Here is an 11,027-nt window from a genome sequence, read left to right on the forward strand (position 1 = left end):
TCAAGAAGTGATTCTTGGGAATCCTCGCACTTTTAGGGCGAGGAGGTATGTCAAAAATCTGAATACTGTTGGTGAATTGATAGGGCTTGATTTTTTGCTAGAATTCCCAATGCGGAACCATTGAAACAGGGCGATTTCATTATCATGTCAACATCTGCAATTGACGGTAAAGACACAGCAGCTATCCAAGCCGCAACAGTGGGGGTTGCTGTATGCTCCCGCTCGCACTGGGGACGCATCCGTGTTTATGATGATGAGCGTCTCCGATTTTTACACAATCAAAGTACTAACGATTTCCAAAGTCTCAAGCCAGGACAAGGCTGTGATACTGTAATGGTGACATCTACTGCTCGCACGATTGACTTGGTGAGTAGCTACGTTCTCGATGATGCGGTGCTACTGTTGGTTTCGCCCAGTCGTCGTGAGTTTGTGATGCAATGGCTTGATCGTTATATCTTTTTTGCTGACAAGGTACAACTAGCTGATATTACTGATGAAACTGCAACCTTCAGCCTGATTGGCCCAGCAAGTGATGCTGTTGTAGAAAAGTTAGGTGCAGGGGCAATTATTAGTCAACCCTACGCTAATCATCTTTTAGTTGACGGTGATGTGCGCGTTGCTGTGGGTAGCGGCTTAGCTTCACCTGGGTATACGTTAATTTTGCCAGCTGCTGCTCGACAGAAGGTATGGCAGCAAATTTTACAATTAGGGGCACTAGAGTTGAGCGATCGCGGTTGGGATGTGTTGCGAATATTACAAGGACGCCCAACTCCAGATGCAGAACTAACAGACGATTATAATCCGCTAGAAGTGGGTTTATGGCAGACGATTTCGTTTAACAAAGGTTGTTATATTGGGCAAGAAACCATCGCTCGGTTAAATACATACAAAGGTGTAAAGCAACACCTATGGGGAATTCGTCTCCGTGCCCCTGCGGAAGTTGGCAGTGCGATCGCCATTCAAGACGAAAAAATTGGTAAACTTACAAGCTATACAGAAACTACTGATGGTTACTTTGGTTTGGGTTACATTCGCACCAAAGCTGGTGGTGCGGGTTTAAAAGTTCAAGTTGGAGAGACAGAAGGTGAAATAGTAGAAATTCCCTTTGTTTCTCACGAATACCCAATGGATAATTCGTAATTCGTAATGACGCGACGCTCCTGCGTCGCTAACGCTATCGAGGACTCGCTACCGCTGCGCTAACGTAATTCGTAATTAATCTTACAAAGACTAGGATATATGGGTATTGGTTGCTGAGTAAAGTCGTACCCCTACGGGGAAGCAAGCTAGCAAGAGCGTCTGCGATAGGAGAAGCAATACCCTACACCCTCTGAAAAGTACTTACCAAATCTGCCACAATTGTAACTAACTCTCCTGGATCAACAGGTTTTGCAACATGAGTCTGAAAACCTGCTTCTAAAGCACGTAGTTGATCCTCGCTGTCACCATAGGCAGTTAGGGCAATGGCAGGGACTTTTCCAACTCTATCTGGTTGCATTCTACGCACCTTACGAATTAGGCTATAGCCATCTTCACCAGGCATAGCGATATCACAAACACAGATATCTGGTTGCAATTTTGAGAGTAATTCTAGTGCTGCTGCTACGGATGCAACTGTCATAACGTTAGCTCCGTCTGCTTCTAATACAGTAGTAATATAAAAACGACTATCATCATCATCATCAACTACCAGAATATTTAAGCCCGCAAGAGGTAGAGAAGGTTGCATAATATCTCCATTAACTTTGGGAAATAATGAATTATCTTGAGTAAGCTTCTTCTTTTCCCTTGATAACTATATCATTGGCGATTTGAATGCGATCGCACCAATTTTTTTCGAGAAAATCACTCAGTTTCTCTAGCTATAATCAAATTCTCTCCTAATTATTCGCCTATATTTGTCATGCTTATCTATATTTAATTTCATCTATGTTGAGGTTTATTGACATTTATAAATTTTCCGTTAATAAATAGTATATTTAATGAGAAAATTTTATTTGTATCTGTCAACATCTAACTTTAGATATATCTCTTTAGATAGAGAATAATATCAAAATATCGCAAAAAATTAAATATATATTGATGATAAAAATACTTGTATTTATTGGTACCAATAAGTGAGCGATAACGATATTACTATTTCTTTTGAATTTGATATTACTAACTGTGAATACGAACCAATCCACATCCCCGGCTCGATTCAACCCCATGGATTGCTTTTAGTATTAAAAGAACCAGAGCTAACTATTATACAAACCAGTGAGAATACTTACTCTTTCTTGGGTGTAGCTCCTGAAGCACTACTCAATCAGCCTCTAAGTAATTTATTAGAAGCAGATCAAATCAACTTTTTGAAAGATTGTTCATCCTCAGAACAATTACAACTAAGTAATCCCATTGAATTAACGATTAAATCACATAACAAAATTGTACATTTTGATGGTATAATTCATCGTTCTGATCAATCACTAATTTTAGAGTTAGAGCCTGCATTTTCAGAAAAAGATAATGTTTTTTTTAGATTTTATCACCTAGTTAAACTAGCGATGTCTAAACTGCAAAGTGCAGCTAATATAGCTGAACTAGGGCAAATACTTGTCAAAGAAATCAAAAAAATTACCAACTTTGATCGGGTGATGCTCTATCAGTTTGACGTTGATTTTAGCGGTGTAGTGATAGCTGAAGAAAAAGCTGAGCAACTTCCTGCTTATTTAGGCTTACACTATCCTGCTTTGGACATTCCCAAACAAGCTAGACAACTTTTTAGTAAAAACTGGTTGAGAATCATCCCCGATGCTAATTACCAACCAGTAGCAATATTACCTGAAAATAATCCTTTAAATGAGCAGCCTTTGGATTTAAGCAACTCGGTGTTGCGGAGTGTCTCGCGTTGCCATATTGAGTATCTTCACAATATGGGTGTGACAGCATCAATGTCGATTTCAATTATTAAAGATAAACAACTTTGGGGATTAATTGCCTGTCATCATCAATCACCCAAATATATTCCTTATGAAATTCGTAATGCCTGTGAATTTTTAGGACAAATGACATCTTTAGAATTGGGTGCTAGAGAAGATAGTGAAGATAGTGAATATAAAATCCAGCTAAAATCTATCCATAGTAAATTAGTTGAGTACATGTCAGCAGAAAAAAACTTTATTGAAGGTTTAATCAAACATCAACCTAATTTACTCAATCTTGTGAATGCTCAAGGTGCAGCAATCTGTTTTGACAAAGAATGCTTAACCGTTGGTAACATCCCAGCAAAAGAGGATATTCAAGATTTGGTGGAATGGATTTATCAAAATCACCATCAAGAAATTTTTTATACTGATAGTTTATCGTCAGTTTATCCCCAAGCGGAGAAAATTCGGGATGTAGCTAGTGGTTTGATGGCGCTTTCTTTTTCTAAAACTCAGAAAAACTGTGTTTTATGGTTTCGTCCAGAAATAGTACAAACGGTTAATTGGGGGGGGAACCCAAATAAGCCGATAAAAGTAGATGGAAATGGCAGTATACACCTATCACCCCGTAAATCTTTTGAGTTATGGAAAGAAACGGTGTTGTTGAAGTCTTATCCCTGGAAACCCAGCGAGGTGAGTGCAGCGTTAGAGTTAAGAAGCTCTATTATTGGCGTAGTATTGCGAAAAGCAGATGAATTGGCACAGCTAAATATTGAATTAGCAAGGAGTAATAATGAATTGGATGCTTTTGCTTATATTGCTTCTCATGATTTGAAAGAACCGCTACGGGGAATTCACAATTACTCAAATTTTTTAATAGAAGACTACGGCGAAACCATAGACGAGGAAGGTAGGAATAAATTAAGAACGCTGATACGTCTGACTCAGCGGATGGAAGATTTAATCGATTCACTACTGCATTTTTCTCGTTTAGGAAGGGTAGACCTTTCTATACAGGACACTGATCTCAATGGTGTGGTACATCGAAATTTGGATTTGCTGAGCGCTCGGGTTGAGGAAATGAAGGTAGAGATCCGGATTCCTAGACCATTACCAACAGTGTACTGCGATCGCATCCAAGTTGGCGAAGTCTTCAATAACCTCATCGCTAATGCCATCAAATACAACGACAAACCCGAAAAATGGATTGAAATTGGCTATATCGATCATCCAACAGCACCGATAATTTTCTATGTCCGCGATAACGGTTTGGGTATTCGTGAAAAACACTTTGACGCTATTTTCCGCATTTTCAAACGACTCCACGGCCCAAGTAAATATGGCGGTGGTACAGGAGCAGGATTAACAATTGCAAAGAAAATTGTGGAGCGTCATGGCGGTAAAATCTGGGTGGAGTCTACCTATGGTGAAGGTAGTTCTTTCTATTTCACATTGCAAGGAGTGGACTGAATAGATGATGATTAGTAAGACCGCCCAACCGTTACTGGTAATTGAAGACAGCGACGAAGATTATGAAGCTTTGCGTCGAGTCATGCAGCGACAAGCCGTAGTTAATCCTGTGTTCCGCTGTACCGATGGTGATGAAGCACTGGACTTTCTTTATCGCACTGGGTCTTATACAGATCCTCAAATTGCTCCCCGTCCCTCGGTGATTTTACTTGACCTCAATTTGCCTGGAACCGATGGACGAGAAGTTTTAGAACAAATCAAACAAAGTAAAGACTTAAAAAATATACCTGTGGTGATCTTTACCACTTCTTCTAACCCCAGAGATATTGAAATATGTTACCGATACTGCGTCGCTAGTTATATTCTTAAACCAATCGATATCAAAAGACTAGTGCAAACTATTCAGTGCTTCATAGATTATTGGCTGGATATTGTAATTCTCCCAGATGCTGTTAGCAAGTAGTCATGGCTCAACCGCTGACTGTTTTAATCGTTGACGATTGTCCTGAAGACCGCCTGGTCTATCGGCGTTATCTGCTGCAAGACCAAGAACATACCTACAAAATTTTCGAGGAAGAATCGGGGGAGGGAGCATTAGCATTATGTCGGCAGCTTCAGCCTGATGGTATTTTATTAGACTTTTTGCTCCCAGACTTAGATGGGCTGGAATTTATCGCGCAATTAAAACAGCAGCACCAAGGAATTATACCACCTGTAATTATGTTGACAGGCTATGGCAATGAAACCATCGCTGTACAAGCAATGAAAAGTGGCGTGCATGACTATCTAGTTAAAGGACAAACGACAGCAGAGGGTTTGTGTTCTACTATCTACTCAGCAATCAAAAATACACAACTGAGCCAGGAACTACAACGCAGTGAAGAGCGTTTTCGCACTTCTGTAGAAAACATGCTTGACTGCTTTGGCATTTACTCAGCCATGCGGAATCAAACGGGGGAAATAGTAGACTTTCGCATTGATTATATGAATGCAGTAGCCTGTGAATGTCATCAACTCAATAAAGAAGAACATCTTGGTAAAGGACTATGTGAAATCCTACCTGCTTACCGTACAAGTGGTCTGTTTGATGAATATTGCCAAGTTGCAGAAACTGGCGAATCTTTAGTTAGAGAATCGATTATCTTTAATAGCAAACCCCAATTAAGTAGAGTCTTTGATATTCGCGCTACCAAAATGGGAGATGGCTTAGTTGCATCTTGGCGGGATGTAACAGAAAAAAAACAGGCAGAGGAACAGTTGCGACAAACTCAGAATTTTATTGCCCGCATTGCCGATACTACACCAGGATTATTATATGTTTACGACTTGGTTACACAGCAAAATGTCTATATTAATCATCAGGTGGGAGAACTACTTGGCTATACCCAAAAGCAAATTCCAGATTTGAGCGGTGATTTACTTCACACTTTGATGCATCCTGAAGATTTTGCTCAATTTCATACTAAATTCCAGCAATTTGCATCAGCTGAAAATGGTGCAATTCTCGAAAATGAGTATCGAATGCGACATGCCAACGGCGAATGGCGTTGGTTTTTTAGTCGAGATACTATATTTACCAGAAATCTTGACGGGTCACTACATCAGATTGTAGGTACAGTCATTGATATTACAGAACGCAAGCAAATAGAGGAGAAGTTACGCTTAAGTAATGAGCGTTTCCAACTAGCAGCAGCTGCGGTTAATTGTTTGATTTATGATTGGGATATCAAGAAAAACACTGTTGATAGAACCGAAGGAATCACCCGCATCTTAGGTTACTCTTTGGAAGAAACACAAGCAAATCAGCAATGGTGGAATGAACTAGTTCATCCAGAAGATAAGAGTAGTTTAAGTGACTACTTTCGGGTAATGGCTGCCAATCAAAATCACTATAGCGTTGAGTATAGAGTGCGTCACAAAAATCAGCAATATCGGTATGTGCTGGATCAAGGAGTAATTACGCGAGATGCTAATGGGCAAGCAGTTAGGGCAGTTGGCAGTACCACAGATATTAGCGATCGCAAATCAGATGAAGCTGCACTACGCCAAAGCGAAGCTAAGTTCCGCCGGGTTGTAGAATCAAATGTAGTCGGTATCTACTTCGGTGACTTCAGCGGACGCATATATGAGGCCAACGATGCTTTTTTAGACATAGTTGGTTACACTCGCGCCGAATTAGCAGCGGGAAGTCTGCACTGGAATGACATGACACCGCCAGAATATCAAGCCATCGATCAACAAAAAATCCAAGAACTGCAAACCTCTGGAATTTGCACTCCTTTTGAAAAGGAATATATCCGCAAAGATAGTACTCGTGTGCCGATCCTCCTGGGAGTTGCACAAATAGAAGGCAGACAGACGCAAGGATACAGCGTTTGCTTTGTTCTCGATCTCACCCAACGCAAACATGCAGAAGCAGCCCTGCGCCAAAGCGAGGAACGCTATCGCTACTTATCTGATGCCATGCCGCAACTGGTGTGGATTTGCAATTTGGATGGAGAATATGAGCATGTCAATCAGCGATGGCATGAATTTACTGGGCAAACAATCGACCAAGCAATGAAATTTGGCTGGACAGAAATCGTACATCCAGATGATGTTCACTTAGCTATCCAAGGATGGATGGAAGCCTTACGCACAGGGGAGCCTTATGAACAAGAAATGCGCTACAAAAGCCGTGAAGGCATCTATCGCTGGCATTTAGCCAGGGCTGTACCAATTAAAGATGACCAAGGGAGTGTTATTAAGTGGTTTGGCACAAGTACAGATATTGACGATCGCAAACACCTAGAAGCTGAACGTCACCAACTTTTACAATTAGAGCAAGTCGCCCGCGCCCAAGCAGAAGCAGCCAACAGAACCAAAGATGAGTTTGTGGCTATGGTATCTCATGACTTGCGATCGCCGCTGAATGCCATTCTCGGCTGGGCAAAACTGCTACGAACTCGGCAATTTGATCAACATACCTTTAACAATGCCTTAGAAACCATCGAACGCAGCGCCAAATCTCAAGCCAAACTCCTAGAAGATCTGCTAGATATGTCTCGGATCATTCGTGGCAAACTGAAGCTGGAGATTAATCGAGTTAATTTAGCCGTCATTGTGAGATTAGCGATTGAGACAGCTTATCCATCTGCTAACGCCAAGGGTATCGTTCTAGAATCGATACTTGACGACTCCATGGCAACCATTGCTGGTGATTACAATCGCTTGCTGCAAGTGCTGGGAAATTTACTCTCGAACGCGATCAAGTTTACCCCATTTGGTGGACGAGTCGAGGTGCGGTTGTCAATGGTGAGTGGTCACGAACTGACAACTGACAACTATGCTCAAATTACTGTTACTGACACGGGTATCGGTATTAGCCCTGAGTTTTTACCCTACGTATTTGAACGTTACCATCAAGGACATCACACTCATGAGCAAGGAGGGTTAGGATTGGGTTTAGCGATCGCTCATCATCTCGTAGAATTGCATGGTGGTACTATTCAAGCCGATAGTTCTGGTGAAGGTCAAGGAGCTATTTTTACCATTAAACTACCTTTTGTATAATAGATCAGTCCGTAGTGAGCCGGAGACATCTTTTTACCTAGATCTTGCACCTGCCCAATCTCCCGCCAGAGAATAAATTCTCGCTCTTATTAGGTCAAGTCCACTTAAGTGGACTAAAATCTCTGCTTTTTGTGAGATTTATATCATGTCCGGCTAATCACTTATCATAAAAATTTCTCCCTTGTCCCCCTTCGGGTGACGCTCGCAAGCTCGCTAACGCTGCGCTAACGCAGTCGCCTGCGGAGGGAAACCCTCCTTTACTCGCTGTCTCACTGCGTCTCCCTATCTCCGCGTCAGCCAAATCATAAGTTTTTAAACGGACATGATATTACCTAGTTTCTCACCGCTTTGGTATTTTGGGCGGACACCAAAAGAGGTTTTTGCTCGATATTCCCAGAGATTCGAGGATTCCTCGCATCACCTCTGTGCAGTACATCCAGTGTCCCAAATCGTCATACATGCGATCGGGATTAAACTCTACATTGTAGTGCAGGACTTGAGGCAGGTCTAAAAACTCATGGTCAGATTGGGGAGAAAGCAGCAAAAGTTGAAATGGCTTACCCTGGCATTGTTTTTCTAACTTATTGACCAGGTCAATCACACTACTACGGTCGGCGATACCTGTACGGACAAAAAGCACTTGATCGCAGTGCCTGAGTACATACCAAAACCTTTCAGAACGCGCTGTGTAGCGAACGCGCATCCGTTCATACACAACAGACATATCGTTGATGGGGTCGTCTGTATCCTCAACTTCATGGGCAAAGGACAAACCCGTCCACTTGCTGTGGTAGATTCTGCCTGCGTCAGGACTATAGTGCAGGAAGGCAGGGTTCCACATGTCATAAAAACCATTGGCGATCGCATCTGCAACATCCCCAATTTTGGTGGTGCGGGTTAGATCAAAGGGAAAAGCGGGCCCATCGTACTCCATCTTATACAGCATCATGCGGACAGCACAGCGATCGCCAAGGGGAAGAATTGCCACCCGACTGATGTCTGATAATTGACATTTGTGTTGAAATAATATAGCAGACCTGGGCGGTGCTTTCACCCGGCTTTCTAAGCCATCGTTGCCAATCATCAAGGTGCGGAAGGGAACATCGGGGTGTAGCGGATCTTCATAAACACCTGATGGCATGGCTTTGAGTGCTAGGCGTACTTCCTGCCACATGGGTTGGATGTTGTATTCGTTATTTGATTCGTTAACCACCCAGAGGTGGCAATCATCCTTTTGCAAAATTCCTAATTGCCCGTCATAGAACAAAAGCTGTGAGTTGTTTGGTGAAAAGAGATTAAAGGCAGCACTATATTCCAAGTCTGCACCAGGCGAGATTTCCACAGTGGTTTCGATTTGGCCATTCTCTTGTACAGCAAAGAAGGGGAGTATCCCTGGTTGGGTATTCTTGGCAACGTAGATACCTGGTAATAATCCTGCTTTACTTTGCAGTGCAGTTTGTAGTTCCTGCCAATAAGGAGCAATAGTATAACTATATAATTTTGATGAATTGACGATCCGCAAATGCTTTTGCGTGGTGTGTGCCCAGACATGGAAGCCCATACCATCACTGTAGACGGGAACTTCATTCGGCTGCTGCCAGCGTTGTTTTTGTTGATCTAATTCGTCTTTGGCGATCGCAAATAGGTTTAGATTGATCGCTTGATACATGAGGTGATGACCGGCTGTATTGGGATGAGCCGGATCGAAGGATATCCCCACTTTCCAGCGTCCTTGTCCGTCGTCTACTGCTGCTAACCAATCCAGCACTGGTATACCCCAACTCAGCATCCGTTTATGTGTATCATTGAGTAACCAGTGATGCTCAGGGGAATAATCGCCATGAGGGTAGACTCCACCCAGCATTGGTATTGCTCTTATGTCCCGCGTCATTTTTACCAACTGCTGCAAGCCGCTTTCAAACCGCCTTTGGATTGCGCGTCGTTCGTGGGGAGGACAGTAAGCTAACCCTTCGTTGCCCAAAGACAAGGCAATAATGACGATATCCGGTTGTTCTGGTGTGACAACTGACTCAAAGCGGGCGATCGTTCTACTGACATTCGCCCCTACCTCCGAGACATTTACAATTTGGTGTCCGTATTTTTGCTGTAAAGCTTGTGTCAAAAACCAGACCCAATTCCTTAATAGCCAAGCTTTATGACCCAAGGCAACAGAACTACCAATAACTAAGATTTTTAGCCCTTCAGGTACTTGATCTAGGGAATTGCTGACAGCAGATTCCTCAATGTATCCAAACGGATGAGGCTGTACATAACCAAATGCGCCATCATCCACAATTACAGTGCTAGGATGCTGCTCATGATTGAGCGGTACCCAGCGGTTTGTACCGAGAAAGCTCTCCCATTGAGCGTTACCTTTTGGATCGAAGCGTATATATTTATACTCAAATTTTGCTGAATCGCCTAATTCAATAGATGGCTGAATCTTAATTTCTGTATCTGTCCACCATAAAGGATAGCGATCGGCACTTGTACGCAGGCGAATACATTTAGTGATATCCCACAGCCCCAACTCAGGACTAGAACCAACAATACCAATGGATTCACCCTTCTGGGTATATGCAATAATCTGGAATCGATACATAGTAGTAGGATTCTTCTTGATTTAAAGAGTACGATACCAGACAGGAGGCTACAAACCCGTAGATATATGTTAAAAATAGTACATATAATATGATAATGTATCGTATTAGTCATCTTGGTGCAACTAAGAAAAAATCAAAAAGAGGATAAGATTAAGTTAACTAGCTCCGTGGGTTTAAGTCCCCCGGTTGTATGATCGGCAAGTTTTGTGTTGGGGTCTGTCTTACAAAGTTGAGGCAGTGTGATCTTGGGGAGCCACTGCGCCCTTCGGGTTTCCCGGCAGCCGCGCAAGTGGCGTGGTTTCCCCCATGAACAACTGCCGTCATCTCGGAGGAAACCCAAAGAGTGACTTTGCGCTAAATCCCCATTACAAAACTTAATTACGCACTTCGTAGCGTAAAGCCTGCGGCATAGCTTCGCTTAGAGCGAGTCCTCGATAGCGTTAGCGTTAGCGAAGCGGTAGCGAGGTACGAGCGTCAGCGTAAAGCCTACGGCATA

The 11,027-nt window shown here is 42.6% G+C and carries 6 protein-coding genes; 4 read left to right on the plus strand and 2 right to left on the minus strand.

Annotated features, from left to right (window positions below; translation table 11 throughout):
• Nucleotides 1-144: 144 nt before the first annotated feature.
• On the plus strand, nucleotides 145-1,140 hold the full coding sequence (gene ygfZ / locus AC5JMF_RS24005; protein ID WP_495798216.1) for a CAF17-like 4Fe-4S cluster assembly/insertion protein YgfZ: 996 nt from the start codon (nucleotides 145-147) through the stop codon (nucleotides 1,138-1,140).
• 181 nt (nucleotides 1,141-1,321) lie between these two features.
• Here ygfZ and AC5JMF_RS24010 read toward each other — a convergent pair whose 3' ends face one another.
• Complete coding sequence (locus tag AC5JMF_RS24010; protein WP_495798217.1) at nucleotides 1,322-1,729, minus strand: response regulator; 408 nt, start codon at nucleotides 1,727-1,729, stop codon at nucleotides 1,322-1,324.
• Nucleotides 1,730-2,117: 388 nt separating this feature from the next.
• Here AC5JMF_RS24010 and AC5JMF_RS24015 point away from each other — a divergent pair, with 388 nt between their 5' ends.
• The 3 genes from AC5JMF_RS24015 to AC5JMF_RS24025 are packed head-to-tail and all read left to right on the plus strand — an operon-like array spanning nucleotide 2,118 to nucleotide 7,928.
• On the plus strand, nucleotides 2,118-4,376 hold the full coding sequence (locus tag AC5JMF_RS24015) for an ATP-binding protein (RefSeq protein WP_495798218.1): 2,259 nt from the start codon (nucleotides 2,118-2,120) through the stop codon (nucleotides 4,374-4,376).
• A 7-nt stretch (nucleotides 4,377-4,383) separates the two neighbouring features.
• Nucleotides 4,384-4,839, plus strand: coding sequence for a response regulator (locus tag AC5JMF_RS24020; RefSeq protein WP_495798221.1), 456 nt, complete (start codon nucleotides 4,384-4,386; stop codon nucleotides 4,837-4,839).
• A gap of 2 nt (nucleotides 4,840-4,841) precedes the next feature.
• On the plus strand, nucleotides 4,842-7,928 hold the full coding sequence (locus tag AC5JMF_RS24025) for a PAS domain S-box protein (RefSeq protein WP_495798219.1): 3,087 nt from the start codon (nucleotides 4,842-4,844) through the stop codon (nucleotides 7,926-7,928).
• Between the two features lie 340 nt (nucleotides 7,929-8,268).
• Here AC5JMF_RS24025 and AC5JMF_RS24030 read toward each other — a convergent pair whose 3' ends face one another.
• The gene (locus AC5JMF_RS24030; RefSeq protein WP_495798220.1) at nucleotides 8,269-10,530 is read right to left on the minus strand and encodes a DUF1796 family putative cysteine peptidase; all 2,262 of its coding nucleotides are present in this window, start codon (nucleotides 10,528-10,530) and stop codon (nucleotides 8,269-8,271) included.
• Nucleotides 10,531-11,027 lie beyond the last annotated feature (497 nt).

The organism is Desmonostoc vinosum (assembly GCF_059505385.1).